This window comes from Mycobacterium sp. NGS34, assembly GCF_059812845.1.
The window spans coordinates 22,439-37,027 of the sequence record NZ_JCALDM010000013.1 but is presented as its reverse complement, the minus strand read 5'-3'; the positions used below and the strand labels follow the sequence as shown (position 1 = coordinate 37,027).

Genomic DNA, 14,589 nt, shown 5'->3' with positions numbered 1-14,589 from the left:
GCTAGATGCGCTCGGTGGGTTTGGAGCCCTTCTTCATCAGCTCCGCCATGAACTGCTGGAACTCCTTGCTGCCGGTCACCATCGCCTGCAGGTCGTTGGTGGCCTGCTGATGGGTCCGGAACCCCATCGTCTCCCACGCGCGGATGACGCCAGACTTGACGGCCTGCAACGTGATCAGCGGCGCCTTGGCGATCTGTGCGGCAAGTTCCTCCACCGTGGCCTCGAGCTGGTCGGCAGGCACCACACGGTTGACCAATCCGAATTCGAGCGCTTCCGCCGCGCTCAACCGCTGGGCGGTGTACAGGTATTCGGCGGCCCGCTTGTAGTTCATGAAGACCCATGGCTCGAACATGGTCTCGGCGCCCGGCAAGCCGAACCCCGGCACCAGGGGCATCTGAAACCACGCGTCCTCGGAACACACGGTGATCTCGGGGATCAGCGCCCAGGTGGTACCTCCGCCGATCGCGTACCCGTGCACCTGGGCGATCACCGGCTTGGGGAATTCCCACAACTTGAGCACCGGCCACAGGAACAATTGCGCGGCGGAGCGCCACACCTTTCCGGACGCTTGCAGTTCGGCCATGAACTCCGGATACGCGCCGGTGGGGATGTGACCGGAGCAGAACCCCTTGCCGTTGGCCTTGATGATGACGACCTTGATGTCGTAGTCGTACTGCGCGTCGTCAAGCGCCTCGTTGACACTGTGGACCATTTCCGAGCTCTGGGCATTGGCGGCGTCCGGGTTGTTGAGGATGATCCGCGCGATCGGGCCGTCCTTCTGGTAGATCACGTGCTCGAGTTCTCGCGTTTCCATCGTTCGTCCTCCTCAACACCGGGCAGACGATCGCCGCGCCGTCAGCATGGTGCAACTATACAGATAATGTATTAGTGTTCTCCGGGAAGGGACGATGCCGATGACGACGATCGAGTTACGTTGGGATCCGTTCGACCGCGCGTTGCACCAGAATCCGTACGGAGTCTGGAAACGGCTGCGCGACGAAGCGCCAACTTACTACAACGACCAGTACGGCTTCTACGCTTTGAGCCGGTTCGCTGACGTGTTGGAAGCGTCGCTGGATACCGAGACGTTTTCCTCGTCGCACGGGATCACCCTCGACGCGATCACCGACGAGCCGTGGCCGTCGCCCCGGGCGATGATCATGATGGATCCACCCGACCACACCGCAATGCGAAAAATGGTCAATCGCACATTCTTTCGCACCCAGATCGCCCAGCTCGAGGACCGGGTGCGCTCGCTGTGCTGCGACTACCTGGATGCTTTTGTGGGAACGGACGGTTTTGACTACGTGCGCGACTTCTCGATGAAGCTACCGGTGATGGTGATCAGCTCGCTACTCGGCTTCCCCGAGGAAGACCACGACAACCTGCGCGAGTGGTCGGATGCCCAGCTACACCGCGACGAGGGCGCGACCCAGCTGAGCGAGGAGGGCCAGCAGGCCAACGCGAAGCTGCTGGGCTATTACGCCGATCAGATTCAGCGACGGCGGGCCGCACCGACCGACGACATCGTCGGCAACCTGATGACTTCCGACCTGGTCCAGGCGGGCCGCGAGACCCGTCGCCTGGACGATGGCGAAGTGTTGATGTTCATCGCGATGATCAACGTCGCCGGCAACGAGACCGTTGCGCGCCTGCTGGGATGGGCCGCGCTGACGCTGGCGCAGTACCCCGACCAGCGGGCCAAGCTGGTCGACCGCCCTGACCTGATCGGCAACGCCGTGGAGGAACTGCTGCGTTACGACGCCCCGTCGCCCGTGCAGGGCCGCTACACGGAACGCGACGTCACCTACAACGGGACGCTCATCCCGGCGGGTTCGCGCGTTGCGCTGCTGACGGGGTCGGCGGGCCGCGACGAACGCCAATACGAGAACCCCGACGTGCTTGACGTCGAGCGCACGGGGATCCGGCACATCAGCTTCGGCCATGGTTCACACTTCTGCCTGGGCGCGGCGCTGGCCCGCCTCGAGGCCCGGGTAGCGCTCGAGGAGACGTTGAAGCGTTTCCCGACCTGGGACGTCGACCGCGGCGCGGTGACGTACGTGCACACCAATTCCGTGCGCGGCCCCGCCAGCGTGCCGATGCGGCTGTGACCCCCGGCCTTACTGTCCGCACGGAAGGCGCGGTGCTCTGGTTGGTCTTGGACCGCCCCGAGGCCGGCAATTCGGTGACGCGGGCGGTGCAGCAGGCCCTCATCGAAAACCTGAGGTCGGCCTCCGACGAGCCAGGTGTCAGGGCGGTGGTCCTGACCGGCCGCGGGGACAAGCATTTCTGTACGGGACCGAATCTGCGGGACCCCGGAATGCAGCCCAAGAAAGATCGGGTTGCGGGCGACGCCGCCCGCATCTTGCGTACCGGGTCTCAGGCGGTGGTGTCCGCGTTGCTCGACTGCGAGAAGCCCGTTGTATGCGCGCTCAACGGGATCGCCGCCGGCGTGGGCGCGAGCATGGTGCTGGCGTGCGATCTCATCGTGGCCTCCGAAAATGCCCGAATCATCGAGCTTTTCGCGCGGCGCGGGCTCGCCCCCGACGGGGGGGCCGCCTATCTGCTGGCGCGCAAGGTCCCCTTCAACGTCGCAAAGCAGCTGCTGTTCTTCGGCGAGGAGCTGTCCGCGGCGGAGGCCGAACGCCTCGGCTTGGTCAACAAGGTCGTCGCCGCCGCCGACCTCGAAGCCGAGACCGCCGCCTGGGCCCGCCGCCTCGCCAGCGGGCCCACCCGCGCGCTGGCGGCGGCCAAGGCGATGCTGAATCAGGCGTTCGACGTCGACCGCGAAGCCGCGTTTCGGACCGAGGCGCTGTTGGTGGAGCAGGTCGCCGCGACCGACGACGTCGCCGAGGGCATGGCGGCTTTCACCGAGCGACGCGACCCGAACTTTCGTGGACGCTGAGCTCTCGCGGTTGCCCGATGCCGCGATGACTCGATTGGATAATGGAACACTCAGTGTTAATCTGTCACTCGCCGCGAGCCGGTGGAGGCCCGCTCCCCGATGCCGTCCCGTGGGCGTGAGGAGAAGCGAATGACGCTGCACCGGAACGCCGCTTCGCTCGACGGCCGCGTTGCCGTGGTGACGGGCGGTGGGGGCGGGATCGGAAGCGCGATCGCCCGGGCCTTCACGGAATTCGGTGCTCGGGTGGCCATCTGGGAGAAGGATGCGCAGACGGCGACGTCCGTGGCCGCGCAGGTCGGCGGCCTCCCGTGCGTTACCGACGTACGTAACGCCGAGCAGGTCGACGCCGCCCTCAAGGCCACGGTCGAGGAGCTGGGAATACCAACCGTTCTGGTCAACAACGCCGGCGGCGTCTTCTGGTCTGGCCTTCTCGAAACGTCACTGAACGGCTGGGAGGCCCTGATCAGGGTCAACCTAACCCAGGTCCTGCTCTGCACCCAACGGGTCGCGCGCGCCATGGTCGAGGCAGGACAGGGCGGCAGCGTCATCAACATCAGCACGATCGAGGCGGTACGGGCCGCGCCCGGGTTCGCCGCCTATGCCGCGGCCAAAGCCGGGCTCGTCAACTTCACGAAAACCGCGGCGCTGGAGCTCGCGCAGCACAATATCCGCGTCAATGGGCTCGCGCCCGACTTCACGCTCACCGAGAGCCTGCAGCAGATGGCCCCCAACGGCGTCGAGAACGCCAAACTCATGGTGCCGATGGGCCGGGCCGGCCACGTCGACGAAATGGCCGGAGCCGCAATATTCCTCGCCAGCGACCTCAGCGCTTACGTGACCGGGCAGACGCTGCACGTCGACGGCGGGACATCGGCGGCCGGCGGCTGGTATCACCACCCGCAATCGGGGCACTACATACTCGGCCCGCCGACGCCGGTGCCGTAGCCCCATGCACGACGCGCAAGTCCGAGACCTGTTGGCGAAGGAAGAGATTCGTCAACTGCCCTACCGCTACGCCGTCGCGATCGAAACGCGGGACGTCGATGCGATGGCCGAATTGTTCGTCCCGCACGCCCGGTTCGGCGACCACGGAGAGGGCCCCGAGGCGCTGCGCCGGCTGATGTCGGCCAGCGTCGACGGTAGCGTATTCGCGGTCATCCTCATCGCTAACCACCTCGTCGAGCTGGACACAGCGGATCGCGCCCGTGGACAGGTTTGGGCCCAGTGTTTCGCCCAGACCCACGCCGAGGGGTTTGTCGAACAGCTCATCAAGTACGAGGACCGCTACGAGCGGCACAGCGGGCGTTGGCTTTTCCTGCATCGACGGCATCGCCTGTTCTACGGCGTGAGCCGCCGGCCGTCGCCCCTGACGCAAGAAGCCGCAGCCTGGCCACGAAACCAGACCGGCGTCGGTGACCTGCCGCTGGCCGACCCGGTCTTCACGGCTTGGTGGCAGAGCAAGGCCGACGGGGAAACGCGGCCGTGAGCTCCGGCCGCTGCCTAGCCGAGGGGCTGGCCTTCCCCGAAAGCCCGATCGCATTCGACGACGGCTCCGTCGTGGTGTCGGAGATGGCTGCCGGCAGGATCACGCGCGTCCGCCCGGACGGCGTCACCGAGACGGTTGCCGAGACCGGCGGCGGCCCCAACGGGGTGGCCCGGCTTCCGGACGGGCGGCTGGTGGTATGCCAGAACGGCGGCTCCACCTTCGGGCTCGGCCCGTGGCCGTACGACTTCGCCGGCTGCGCAACCCTTTTCCGGCCGGTGGGGCCGCCCGACCACCCCGTCGCTCCCGCGCTGCAGCTGGTCGAAGCCGGCGGTCAGGTCAGCACCCTGTTCACCGAATTCACCACGCGCTCCGGCAGCACGCTGGCGCTGATGCGGCCAAGCGACATCTGCGTCGACGGCGATGGTGGCTTCTATGTCACCGACGGCGGAGCCACGCGCAACCGCAACCGCGGCATGACCGGACTGCTCTACGGCACCGTCGACGGTGGACTTCGCGAGATCGTCTACCCACTCGAGATGCCCAACGGCGTGGCCCTATCCCCGGACGGGGCGTTGCTCTACGTGGCCGAGACGCGCACGCGCCGGGTCTGGGAATTCACCCTCGACGGGCCCGGAGTGGTGTCCCGGGCGCGCGGTCTGGCAACAGTGCCCAGCGGCGGTCCGCTGAATGTCGGAGGGGCCGACGGGCTCTGCGTGGACGCTGCCGGCCGGATCCTCGTCGCAACGCTCGGGACGGGCGGGGTCACCGTCTTCTCCCCGGCCGGCGAACTGCTGGACGCGATTCCCGCCGACGACCCGATGACCACCAACGTCGCACTGAGCCCCGATGGCCGCACCTTATTCATGACGCTCGCATCGTCGGGACGATTGGTCAGCGTCGAGACCTGACTGGGCGCGTGAGCCAGATCAAACCTTATGCGACTTCTGCTCTTCCATCTTGTTCAGAAAGGCCTCCAAGCCGATGCCACCGTGGTCGGCCATGACCTCGTCGTAGTCATACTCTGGCGGGTTGCCGCCATTGGGGCGCCACCCGGCATCCGCGGTACAGGATTTGAAGCCGTCCTCGGGGAAGGCGTACCAGCGCCGCGTGTTGAGTTCGACGATCTTGGCGGCCTCCTCGTCGGGCACGTCCGCGAGCATCTCCTCGGCGCGCGCGCGGCTCTTGGGCCAGAACGAGTCGGAGTGCGGGTAGTCGCATTCCCAGGTGATGTTGTCGATACCAATCTGGTGGCGCATCGACATGCCGACTTCGTCTTCGATGAAGCATCCGGCGATGTTGCGCCGGAACAATTCCGACGGCGCCACCGTGGGATGGATGTTCTGGTAGAACTTGTGCTTGCGCCAGACGTAGTCCGCGCGCTCGACGAGGTACGGCATCCAGCCGACGCCGCCTTCGGAGAACGCGACTTTGAGGTTCGGGTGCTTGTGGAACACCGGCGAGAAGATGAGCTCGGTCGCCGCGGCCATGGACGTGGTACCCATCAACGTGATCATCACCGCGAAGGGTGCCTCGGGCGCGGTCTGGGGTGGGAATCCGCCACTGCCGAAATGCATCACCGCGGTCAGGTTGGTCTCTTCGAGCGCCGACCACACCGGCTCCCAGTACGCCGTGTGGTAGCTGGGCAGCTTCAGGTTGGTCGGGTTGTCCGGCAGCCCGATCGCTCTCGCCCCCTTGGCCGCCACCCGCTCGATCTCGGCGACGATCAGGGCCGGGTCCCACAGCGGCGTGATCGCCATCGGGATGAAGCGGGCGGGGTCGGTGGCGCACCACTCGTCGAGCGAGAAGTCGTTCCACGCCTGGACGGACAGATGCGCCAGTTCCTTGTCCTCGCCTTCCAGGAACACGGTGCCACAGAAGCGCGGGAAGGACGGAAAGCACAGCATGGCGTGCACGCCGTCGATGTCCATGTCCGCCAGCCGGGCTTTCGGGTCATAGCACCCGGGGATCATGTCGGCGTAGCGGATTGGGTCGACGCCGAACTCCTCCGGCGACTTGCCGGCGACCGCGTTCAGCCCGATGTTGGGATAGGGCCTGCCCTCGTACACCCACTGCTGTACCGGCGGGGCCCCGTCGCGCGGAAAATCGACGATGTGGGGACCGTCGTCGACGAATTTCTTCGGCAGCCTGTCCGCCCAGACCTGCGGTGGCTCGATCAGGTGGTCGTCGACGGACAGGAGCTTCATCGAAGGTTGCAGCGGCATTGTGGGAGTCGTTTCTCGAAATCGTGCGATACGGTACAAGTGAACAGATTATGACTAGTTGACTATAGCGCCGATCGTGGCCAGAGCTCAAACGAACACGGCGCATCAAGGAGAGCCATGACACAACCGGATACCCCACAGTCGCGCATCCCGCACGACGATTGGGCCGACCAGGACCTGCTCACCAAAGGTGAGGCGGCCGCACGCCTCGCCGCCGAAATAGCCGACGTCAGTGCCAAACTCGGCGCTTCGGATGACAACGACGAGACCCTGATGCGACGACTCAAGGGGCTCAAGGAGGCTTACAAGCACCTGGCCGGGGACCCGCAGGGCTGACCCGGCCCACTCAGGCCCGCGGCAAGCCCAGCACCCGTTGCGCGACGATGTTGCGCTGGATTTGAGCGGTTCCGCCGTAGATGCCGGCGGCGCGCGACCACACGTAGATGTCCCACTCGAGGCCTTCGGTGAGGAGTGGGCCACTGGCCGAAAGATCCATCATGACGTGGGCGAAGAACTGGTCGGCGCGCGTCATGAGCAATTTGTCTACTGACCCCTCAGGCCCGGGAAGCCTGCCGTTTTGGCGCTCCGTGAGAGATCTCAGAACCTTGATCTGCAGCGCACGCAACTCCACGTAAGCCTGCCCGAGTCGGGCCCGCGCCGATGGCGAATCTTCGAGCCAGCCAACGCGAACGTCGTCCTCGAGGCGCCGTAGCTGGGTTTTGAGCCGGCCGATCCAGTTGATGTCGCTGGGACCGCGCTCGTAGGCAAGCAACTGATTGGCGATGGACCAGCCCTCCCCGCGTTTGCCGAGCAGGTTGCCCGCGGGTACGTCCACGTTGTCGAACGTGATCTCGGTGAACTCGCGGTTGCGCGCGGCGTTCACGATGGGCCGCACGTCGATGCCGGGCGTCGACATCGGCACCAACAACACGGAAATGCCCGCGTGCTTCGGTGCCTCCGCCTCGGTGCGGCACAGCAGGAAGCACCAGTCGGCAACCGCACCGAAGCTCGTCCAGATCTTGCGGCCGTTGACGCGAAACATCTCCCGCCCGCCGGTGGCGATGAAATCGGCCCGGGTCTTGAGGCCGGCGAGGTCGGATCCGGCCTCGGGTTCGGAGAACCCCTGACACCAGCGCACGCGGCCGGACAGCAGGCCGGGCAGCAGCGTGTCGCGCTGCTCGTCGGTCCCGAACAGACGCAACGCGTTGCTGAGGTGACCGACCCCCTCGATGGGCGCGGCACCGGCCCGCCCGAGCTCGTCGTTGAGGATCGCCTCGTACACCGGCGCCTTACCATGCCCCCCATACTCGACAGGGAAGGACAACCCGATGTATCCCGCTTCGTAAAGCGTTTGGTGCCAAGCATTTTGCGCGTCAGCCCGCGCAGCCGGGTCGTCGGGGATCGCGGCGTCGGCAGCGTGGTCGGACAGCCACTGCCTCAGCTCGGCGCGGAACTGCGCTTCGGGTGCGCTGTCGTCGAAATCCATGGCTAAGCAAGATCCCAGTTCGCCAGCCGCAGCGCGGCGATGGCCTCGTAGTGGACCGTCTCGTCGCCGAACAACCGCCGGTCCAACAGCGCCCGGCGCAGCCGCAGGTGTGAAACGTGCTCCCAGGTGATCGCGATGCCACCAAAGACCTGAACCGTGGTCTCCACCACCTCCCGGCCCGCGGCCGAGGCGTATGCCTTGGCCGTCATCGCCGCCAGCCGCGCCTCGTCGGCCGGCGAGTGGTCGATCGCCCACGCGGCGTGCCAGAGGCAACTCCGGGCGCCTTCCACCTGCACCAGGGCATCGGCGAGCAGATGGCCCACGGCCTGAAACGAGCCGATCTTCGCCCCGAATTGAGCACGCTCACCCGCATAGCGGACCGCGTCGTCCAGGGCACCCTGCATGACACCAACCAGGTCGGCGGCGACGGCGGTCATGGCCAGCGACTCCACCCGCCGCCACCGTTCGTCATCGATGGGTTCTCCGGTCACCACCGCCGAGGCGGCCGCATCGGCTGCAAAGCAATGGAATTCACGCGTCAGGTCCAGCGCGCGGTGCTCGGCGCCGCCCAGCGGTGCGCACACAAGCCGGCGTTGTCCGTCGGTGTGGGTGGCCAGTAGTCCGTGGGTGGCGCCCGCGGCGTCGAATGCCACCCCCGGTCGGTGAGCCGAGCCGAAACCCACAAGGTCGGGGCCCAGCACAGGCGCCAGCCGAAGGCCGCCTTCCGCGATGAGCTCCAGTTCCTTCTCGGCTCCGGCCGCCTCCAAGAGTTCGGTGGCCAGCACCGCTTGGCCCACCACCGGAACGGCGCTGAGGGTTCTGGCGAGTTCTTCGACGACTATGACGGTTTCCACGCCGCTCGCCTCGAGTCCGCACAGGCGCGGCGAACGCAGCGTTGGCACACCGAGATCCACCAGGCGGCACCACTGGGCGTCGAGCGCCTCGCCGGTCGGGATCTCGTCCGCACTGGTGACCCCCACGCCCTCCCCCAGCTGCGCGGCGGTGTCACGGAGCAGTTGCTGCTCGTCGGTGAAGGCGATGTCCATGGTCAGCGCAGGGCCATCTCCACGCTGGTGTATCCGCGCACCGTCGCGGTGAGCACGCGCTCGCGCGCGCCGATGGCGTAGTCGGGGAACTTGTCAGCGACATATTCGAACACCAGCTGCGCCTCCCGGCGCGCCAACCACTGCCCGAGACAGATGTGGATTCCCCACCCGAAGTACACATCGGTGCCGCGCGGCCTGCCGACGATGAAGCGGTCGGGGTCGTGGTAGCGCCGTTCGTCGCGGTTGGCGCTGCCCAGGAGCAGCAGCACCCAGTCGCCGGCGTCCATGGTGACGCCGTGACGCTCGATGGGCCGGGTCAAGGTGCGGGCCACCCAGTGGCTCGGGGTGTCGTAGCGCAGCGCCTCGTTCACGGCGGCGGGAATGAGGCTGCGGTCCTTCACGATGCGCTGCCACTCCTCGGGGTGCTCGGCGAGCGCGACGAGGCCGTTGGAGATCAGCTTCTGCGTGGTTTCCGAGCCGGCGGCCGACAGGAGATTACAGAACATCAGCACCTCGTGCGGGGTCAAGGCGCGCTGGCCGCCGGCTTCGGGGTCGTCGAACGTGGCTTGCAGCACGACGCTGACGAGGTCGTCGCCGGGGTCGGTGCGGCGCCGCTCGATCAGGTCCCCGATGTACTGGCCGATCAGGCGGTTGGCTTCAATGGCCTTGGCCGGCATCGCGACCTGTCCTTCCTCCCTGGTGAGAAAGGCCTCCCACCAGACCCGGAGCTGCGCCCGGTCGCTGTGCGGCACACCGAGGAGATCCCCGATCACGTCCGTGGGCACCGAGAACGCGAAGGCCTCCATCGCGTCGACGGTGGTACCCGATCGCAGCCGGCCCAGGTGAGTGTTGACCACCGCCCGCAGGGCAGACTCCATGGCAGCGACCGCTTTTGGGGTGAAGAAACCTTTGAGGACGCCGCGAATGCGATCGTGGCGGGGCGGATCCATCGAGATCACCGAGTATTTGCGGCCGTCGTTGTCCGGGTTCTCCGGCGCCGGCCCGCGCTTGGACGAAAACGTCTCCCAGTCCCGCAAAGCCTGCGAAACGTCGTCGAACCTGGACAGGACCCACCAGCGGTTCTCGGGATCCCGGTAGACCGGCGCCTCGTCGCGCAATCTCCGGTACACCGGGTATGGATCGTCGAAGATCGCCTTGGAGAACGGCGAATACATCAACTCGCTGGTCGCTGGCACAGCACGACTCTATCATCGCGATGAACAATCGAACGCTCAGTGACTAATTGATCAGCCGCCCGGCGGCGTGCGTTCGATCAACTCGATCCAGTTGCCGTCGGGGTCGGTGGTCATCAGTCCCCGGTTGCCGCCCTCGAAAGTGACCGTTCGTTCCGGTCGGGCTTGGCCACCCAGGCGCTCGATGCGCGCGACGTGCGCGTCCGGGTCGTCAACTCGGAACGACAGGTGCGTAAAGCCCACCGCGTTCATCCGGCGGGGCCGGCGCTTTTCCCGAACGCCCGGCGCCGGGTAGCTGAGCAACTCGAGGCGAAACCCGTCGCGTTGCAGGTAGACGAGGTCGAGCACCAGCCCGGGCACACCGAGCAGCCGCGCCGTCTCGGGGCTGTCGACGCGCAGCCGACCGCATTCGTCGAATCCCAATGCCACGCAATAGAACTGGACCGACCTTTCCAGATCGCTGACGCACAACCCGATATGCGTGAGGCGGTCCCCGGAACTCATGCGGTGTCGTCGGCGAGTTCGTCGAGCAATGCATTGTGTTCCCCGAGCAGGGGTGGCCGTGCGCGGCCGTCTGCGGGATCGGCGCTGAACAGGTATGGCATGCCCGGATAGCGGAAGGTCTCCCCCAGTTCGGGGTGGTCGACCGGCACATGAAACCCACGGGCGGCGATGTGTTCGTTCTCGAAGGCCTCATCGGGGGACAGCACCGCTCCCGCGGGGAATCCGCGTCGCTGGCTTTGCAGGAAGTACTCGTTGGCCGGCATGCGGGACGCGATCAAGGTGATGGCGTCGCGGGCCGCCGTCAGGATCGCGGTGGTCTCGTCGTCGGCGCCGATCATCGCGATGTCGACCGGCTCGTCGCGAGAGGCGGCCATTTCCAAGAACACCGCCTCGGGAAGCTCGTCGGTGAGGCCGAGGTCGGCGAGCCAAGTCAGCAGGTTCGCGAATTCGTGCGGCTTGCGGGGTAGCACGCCGGTGGTGGCGTAGGCGCCGTCCACGCATCGGACCTGGGTCGGTTGGCTCCGCGTGAAGTATGCGTGACGGCCGGTCTGCCGGACGCACGTCTCGTTGTTGACCAGCCAGTGATACGTCGTCTGCTCGGAGCTGACGTTGCAGGCCGCGTTGACGCTGACGTCGACGAGCTGACCCTCGCCGGTCTGGTCGCGGTGCGCCAAGGCGACCAGCGCGCCGATCGCGCAATACAGGCCGGCGATGTTGGCCGACTGCTCGCCGGCGCCGCGAATCGGCGGGACCGAGTGGTCGTCGTAGCCGCAGTTCCAGACCGGCCCCCCGCCGGCGAGCATGGTGAGGTCGGTGACCGGTTGGTCGGCCCGCACGCTGTCGAGCCCGAAGGGGGTGACCGCCACCCAGATCAGGGACGGGTGCCGGACATCGCCGAGGGGGCCGGCACCGGATATCACGACGTCGGCGCTGGCGATCAGGCGCCCCAATGCGCTGACACCGTGCGGGGTGTCGAGGTCGACGGTCACTGACCGCTTGCCCACGTTGCCGCTCCACCAGCGCAGGCTAGTGTCCGGCCCAATGTTGTCGTGCGCGAACGGCGGTCGCGACCGGTGTGAGGATCCCGTTGGAGGTTCGACCACGACGACCTCCGCGCCGAGTTCGGCGAGCAGCCTTCCCCCGACGGGGGTGAACTGGCCGCTGATCTCGACGACGCGGAGCCCGCTCAGCGCGTTCAGATCACACCCTGCTTCGTCAATTCGCCCAACTCCTGATCGCTGCGCCCGAGCAGCCCGCCCAGCACGTCACGGTTGTGTTCGCCCAGACAAGGCGCGGCCCGCGAAATGCTCCACGGCGAGGCCGACATTCGCAAGGGCAGCCCTTCGACGCGCACCGACCCGATTTCGGGGTGCGTCACGGTCGGAAAGAGCCCCCACTCGGCGAGGTCCGGGTCTTCATCGATCCGTTCCCGGGGCGACTTGACGACGCTCGCCGGAACCCCGGCCGCGCTGAGTTCGGCTGCCAGCGAGGAGGCTTCGCGGGTCCGGGTGCAGGCGCCGACGAGTTCGTCGAGTGCGGCGGCACCGAGCAACCTCTGCTCCAGGGTGGCGAACCGGTCGTCTGTCAGGCGCGGTTCGTCGATGACCTTGGACAGCAGCGCGACATCCCGGTCGTCGCGGCAGGCGATCGCTATCCACCGGTCCTCGCCCAGGCAGGGGTAGATCCCATGCGGGGCCATCTCACCGAAGTCGGCGTGGTTGCCGGCCGGGAGCCCCGCCCTGCGCGTGGGCCGCTCGTTGACGGTCCAGTCCAACACCTCGGCGGGCAGCATCGCGATACCCGCCGGCACCGTGGCCAAATCGATGTGCTGGCCCTCGCCGGTGCGTGCGCGCTGATGCAGTGCCGCCAGAATGGCGACCGTCATGTAGTACGCGGCGATGTGGTCCATATACGAGTAGCCCCATCCCGCGGGCTCGTGCTCGGGCAGCCCGGCGGTGAAGGTCAGGCCGCTCAGTGCCTGAACGATCGGACCCCAGGTCTTGAAATCGCGGTACGGGCCGCTCTGTCCGAAGCCGCAGTTGGAGACGTAGATGATGTCCGGCTTGATCCGGCGCAGCTCGTCGTAGCCGAAACCCATCCTGTCCAGCACGCCGGCCGCGAAATTCTCGCAGACGATGTCGGAGACGGCGATCAGTTCACGCAGCAGCTCCTTGCCTGCCTCCACACGCAGGTTGATGGTCACCCCGAGCTTGCCCACGTTGTGGTTGTTGAAGCCGGCGCCCAGATTCACGCCCCGCCGCTCGTCGACGAACGGGCCTACGCCGCGCAACGCATCCCACATCCCGCGGGTGACTGGGTCTTCGACTCGGACGACCTCGGCGCCGAAGGCCGCCAGGATTTTCGTCGCCCCGGCACCGGCCAGTTGACCGCCCAGGTCGCACACGCGAAGGTGGGACAAACCAGCGGGCACCATGCAACAATAGAACATTATTTGTTCTGCTGCCAACGGGCCCGGGCGCGTCCCGGTCGACAGGCCCTTGCTCGCAGATTGACAATAGATGTTCTATTGTTCAGTACTATGGTGACGATCACAGCCGCCCGGTTCGACGAGCCGGCGTTCTACCTCGGCGACCCGAACGGCGCGTTCGCGCAGCTGCGCGAGCACGACCCCGTGCATTGGTACGACGAGGGGAAATTCTGGGTCATTACCAAATACGAAGATATCAAGGGCATCTCGGCTCGACCCGAGAAGTTCAAGTCGGAGCGCATTGGGATCATGATGGATCTGATCGCGCACCGGGAGGGCCGCGACCCTCAGGGGTACGGCAACCGCGGCATCATGTTCATGGATCCGCCGGTGCACCGAGCGCACCGCAAGGCTGTCGGAGTGCGGTTCACCCCGGCCGCGGTCGCCAAGATGGAGGCCCGGGTACGCCAGGTCGTCAACGATGTGCTCGACGACCTGCCGAACGGTGAATTCGACTGGATTCAACGGGTGGCCGAGCCCATCCCCGTGTATGTGTTCGCGTACCTGCTGGGAGTGCCCGAAGAAGACTGGCCCAAGGTCGCGGGCTGGGCGACCACCATCGCCAACGTCGGTGGTGGGGCCGCTAGCGATGAGGACTACGCGTTCATTTTCGAACACATCGGCCCCTATCTGATGGGCCTCGTCGCCGAACGCAAGGAGCATCCTCAGGATGATCTGCTCACGATGCTCTCCCAGGTGACCGTTGACGGGGAACCCTTCGACGACATGCAGGTGATGATCTACGCGCTCACCTTGCTCGCCGCCGGCAGTGAGACGACGCAGAGCCTGGTCGCGGGAATCGCCGATTGTCTCGACACTCATCCCGACCAGTCGGCGGTGTTGTTCGCCGATCCGGGCCTCAGCGGCAACGCCGTCGAGGAGGTGCTGCGTTACTGGACGCCGGTGATGAGCATGGCCCGGCAGGCGGCCCGCGACGTTCGGCTACGCGGTGCGGAGGTCAAGGAAGGCGACGGGGTGTTGCTCGCCTATGCGTCCGCGAACCGCGACCAGGAGCACTGGGGCCCGACCGCCGAACAGTTCGACATCCACCGTCAGGACGCCGCCAATCACCTCGGCTTCGGAGTCGGCGAGCACTTCTGCATGGGCGCCGCCCTGGCCCGACGCGAAGCCCGTCTGCTGCTGGAGGAAGTAGCGCGGCGCGCCAAGGGGATTCACGTGGTCGGCGACCGAGTGCCCCGCGTGTCGACGCTGGTGCACACACACGACCACCTGCCTGTTGTGCTGGACTACCGCTGAGG

15 protein-coding genes are annotated in these 14,589 nt (G+C 66.6%); 7 read left to right on the top strand and 8 right to left on the bottom strand.

Going from position 1 to position 14,589, the window contains the following annotated elements:
- Position 1: 1 nt before the first annotated feature.
- Entirely contained in the window at positions 2–814 is an 813-nt protein-coding gene (locus AC5Y7V_RS24745; protein ID WP_044508157.1) for an enoyl-CoA hydratase-related protein, read from the bottom strand.
- A gap of 100 nt (positions 815–914) precedes the next feature.
- Between AC5Y7V_RS24745 and AC5Y7V_RS24740 the strand changes: the two genes are divergently transcribed.
- The 5 genes from AC5Y7V_RS24740 (at position 915) to AC5Y7V_RS24720 (ending at position 5,299) form a co-directional block, all read left to right on the top strand.
- On the top strand, positions 915–2,111 hold the full coding sequence (locus AC5Y7V_RS24740; protein ID WP_499882677.1) for a cytochrome P450: 1,197 nt from the start codon (positions 915–917) through the stop codon (positions 2,109–2,111).
- Positions 2,112–2,143: 32 nt separating this feature from the next.
- On the top strand, positions 2,144–2,905 hold the full coding sequence (locus AC5Y7V_RS24735) for an enoyl-CoA hydratase/isomerase family protein (RefSeq protein WP_499882676.1): 762 nt from the start codon (positions 2,144–2,146) through the stop codon (positions 2,903–2,905).
- Between the two features lie 129 nt (positions 2,906–3,034).
- Positions 3,035–3,850 (top strand): SDR family NAD(P)-dependent oxidoreductase, encoded by an 816-nt coding sequence (locus AC5Y7V_RS24730; protein ID WP_499882675.1) that lies wholly within the window; start codon positions 3,035–3,037, stop codon positions 3,848–3,850.
- A 4-nt stretch (positions 3,851–3,854) separates the two neighbouring features.
- A complete protein-coding gene (locus AC5Y7V_RS24725) occupies positions 3,855–4,391 on the top strand; it encodes a nuclear transport factor 2 family protein (protein ID WP_499882674.1) in 537 nt (178 codons plus the stop codon).
- Entirely contained in the window at positions 4,388–5,299 is a 912-nt protein-coding gene (locus tag AC5Y7V_RS24720; protein WP_499882673.1) for an SMP-30/gluconolactonase/LRE family protein, read from the top strand. The genes AC5Y7V_RS24725 and AC5Y7V_RS24720 overlap by 4 nt, the downstream gene beginning before the upstream one ends.
- Positions 5,300–5,317: 18 nt before the next feature.
- Here the strand turns inward: AC5Y7V_RS24720 and AC5Y7V_RS24715 are convergent, their stop codons facing one another.
- Positions 5,318–6,613 carry an amidohydrolase family protein gene (locus tag AC5Y7V_RS24715; protein ID WP_499882672.1) on the bottom strand — a complete coding sequence of 432 codons (1,296 nt, stop codon included), beginning with the start codon at positions 6,611–6,613 and terminating at the stop codon, positions 5,318–5,320.
- Between the two features lie 117 nt (positions 6,614–6,730).
- On the opposite strand from AC5Y7V_RS24715, the gene AC5Y7V_RS24710 reads away from it, so the two are divergent.
- Positions 6,731–6,949, top strand: coding sequence for a hypothetical protein (locus AC5Y7V_RS24710; protein ID WP_499882671.1), 219 nt, complete (start codon positions 6,731–6,733; stop codon positions 6,947–6,949).
- Positions 6,950–6,959: 10 nt separating this feature from the next.
- Here AC5Y7V_RS24710 and AC5Y7V_RS24705 read toward each other — a convergent pair whose 3' ends face one another.
- The 6 genes from AC5Y7V_RS24705 to AC5Y7V_RS24680 are packed head-to-tail and all read right to left on the bottom strand — an operon-like array spanning position 6,960 to position 13,276.
- Positions 6,960–8,099: an acyl-CoA dehydrogenase family protein gene (locus tag AC5Y7V_RS24705; RefSeq protein WP_499882670.1), complete on the bottom strand. Its 1,140-nt coding sequence runs from the start codon at positions 8,097–8,099 to the stop codon at positions 6,960–6,962.
- 2 nt (positions 8,100–8,101) lie between these two features.
- A complete protein-coding gene (locus tag AC5Y7V_RS24700; protein WP_499882669.1) occupies positions 8,102–9,145 on the bottom strand; it encodes an acyl-CoA dehydrogenase family protein in 1,044 nt (347 codons plus the stop codon).
- A gap of 2 nt (positions 9,146–9,147) precedes the next feature.
- A complete protein-coding gene (locus AC5Y7V_RS24695) occupies positions 9,148–10,341 on the bottom strand; it encodes a cytochrome P450 (protein ID WP_499882668.1) in 1,194 nt (397 codons plus the stop codon).
- A gap of 51 nt (positions 10,342–10,392) precedes the next feature.
- Positions 10,393–10,842 carry a VOC family protein gene (locus tag AC5Y7V_RS24690; RefSeq protein WP_499882667.1) on the bottom strand — a complete coding sequence of 150 codons (450 nt, stop codon included), beginning with the start codon at positions 10,840–10,842 and terminating at the stop codon, positions 10,393–10,395.
- Complete coding sequence (locus AC5Y7V_RS24685) at positions 10,839–12,008, bottom strand: CoA transferase (RefSeq protein WP_499882796.1); 1,170 nt, start codon at positions 12,006–12,008, stop codon at positions 10,839–10,841. The genes AC5Y7V_RS24690 and AC5Y7V_RS24685 overlap by 4 nt, the downstream gene beginning before the upstream one ends.
- A gap of 29 nt (positions 12,009–12,037) precedes the next feature.
- Entirely contained in the window at positions 12,038–13,276 is a 1,239-nt protein-coding gene (locus tag AC5Y7V_RS24680) for a CaiB/BaiF CoA transferase family protein (RefSeq protein ID WP_499882666.1), read from the bottom strand.
- Positions 13,277–13,384: 108 nt separating this feature from the next.
- Between AC5Y7V_RS24680 and AC5Y7V_RS24675 the strand changes: the two genes are divergently transcribed.
- Positions 13,385–14,587, top strand: coding sequence for a cytochrome P450 (locus tag AC5Y7V_RS24675; protein ID WP_499882665.1), 1,203 nt, complete (start codon positions 13,385–13,387; stop codon positions 14,585–14,587).
- The last annotated feature ends 2 nt before the right edge of the window (positions 14,588–14,589 follow it).

What these genes read in the sequence shown, in the direction of transcription:
- AC5Y7V_RS24745 (WP_044508157.1), bottom strand. Translation starts at nt 814, where the DNA reads ATGGAAACGCGAGAACTCGAGCACGTGATCTACCAGAAGGACGGCCCG.
- AC5Y7V_RS24740 (WP_499882677.1), top strand. Translation starts at nt 915, where the DNA reads ATGACGACGATCGAGTTACGTTGGGATCCGTTCGACCGCGCGTTGCAC.
- AC5Y7V_RS24730 (WP_499882675.1), top strand. Translation starts at nt 3,035, where the DNA reads ATGACGCTGCACCGGAACGCCGCTTCGCTCGACGGCCGCGTTGCCGTG.
- AC5Y7V_RS24725 (WP_499882674.1), top strand. Translation starts at nt 3,855, where the DNA reads ATGCACGACGCGCAAGTCCGAGACCTGTTGGCGAAGGAAGAGATTCGT.
- AC5Y7V_RS24715 (WP_499882672.1), bottom strand. Translation starts at nt 6,613, where the DNA reads ATGCCGCTGCAACCTTCGATGAAGCTCCTGTCCGTCGACGACCACCTG.
- AC5Y7V_RS24710 (WP_499882671.1), top strand. Translation starts at nt 6,731, where the DNA reads ATGACACAACCGGATACCCCACAGTCGCGCATCCCGCACGACGATTGG.
- AC5Y7V_RS24705 (WP_499882670.1), bottom strand. Translation starts at nt 8,099, where the DNA reads ATGGATTTCGACGACAGCGCACCCGAAGCGCAGTTCCGCGCCGAGCTG.
- AC5Y7V_RS24700 (WP_499882669.1), bottom strand. Translation starts at nt 9,145, where the DNA reads ATGGACATCGCCTTCACCGACGAGCAGCAACTGCTCCGTGACACCGCC.
- AC5Y7V_RS24690 (WP_499882667.1), bottom strand. Translation starts at nt 10,842, where the DNA reads ATGAGTTCCGGGGACCGCCTCACGCATATCGGGTTGTGCGTCAGCGAT.
- AC5Y7V_RS24680 (WP_499882666.1), bottom strand. Translation starts at nt 13,276, where the DNA reads ATGGTGCCCGCTGGTTTGTCCCACCTTCGCGTGTGCGACCTGGGCGGT.